Consider the following 821-nt stretch of genomic DNA (forward strand, 5'->3'; position numbering starts at 1 on the left):
AAATTATCGACGATGCGAAGTGACTTTTCACGGTCATCCCACTCTTCATTAGTGAGCGCTTCTTGTTTCAAGCGTTCAACTTCCTTCGCCCCTAATTTTAGCAAGGCATGTTCAAGGAGCTGCTCATAGCGCAACACTCTTACTTCCCCTACGCCTGTTACTTGCTCTCGCTCACAAATGACCTTGTAGCTATCGTTACACGCTGACATCGCGTCAATTGCCACTTGCTCAAACAAATCCATCACTTCGGATGCAGTACGCTTCATTAGGAAAACGTTATATAATGCAACTGCACGGTACGGCGTTTGCGTCGAGTATTGAAGTTTCAAATCTTTTTGTTGCAATGAAACCGGTAACGGTGTAGTTTCTCCGAGATCTGTCTCACGGAATAATTCGTTCCATTCCATACGTTGCGTCAGATAGGAAGCAATATAGTTCGCCGTCATACCTTTCATCGGCTCGCCGACATGTGTTTCTTTGCCATAGAACAATGCAGCAGGCATAATTTTTCCGATGGTACCCGAGTAGACATACTCAGCAATATCCGTTGGGTTTTGAGAAAACGATGGCTCGCTATTTAAAAATAGTTTATACGTTAACCCTTGCTGCTCACGAATACGGACAAGCTCCGTCACCGCTGCACGCATACCCGCTGAGTTCACCTCTTCATCAGGAACCGTCGTCAAGATAAGATTAATTGGCCATTTTTCGACGCTCGCTTTTTCGATGAGCTGCATATGGAGCGCAAGCCCCATTTTCATATCCATCGTACCGCGACCAAACAAGTAATTTCCTGTCTCAAGGTCAATACGTGCAGCTTC

The 821-nt window shown here is 45.6% G+C and carries 1 protein-coding gene; it reads right to left on the reverse strand.

Annotation, left to right across the window (positions count from 1 at the left end; translation table 11 throughout):
- A partial coding sequence (locus tag I2483_RS19195; RefSeq protein ID WP_207278651.1) for a M20/M25/M40 family metallo-hydrolase occupies positions 1 to 821 on the reverse strand: 821 nt, incomplete at both ends.

This window comes from Sporosarcina sp. E16_3, from assembly GCF_017347125.1.
Taxonomy (GTDB): Bacteria; Bacillota; Bacilli; order Bacillales_A; family Planococcaceae; genus Sporosarcina.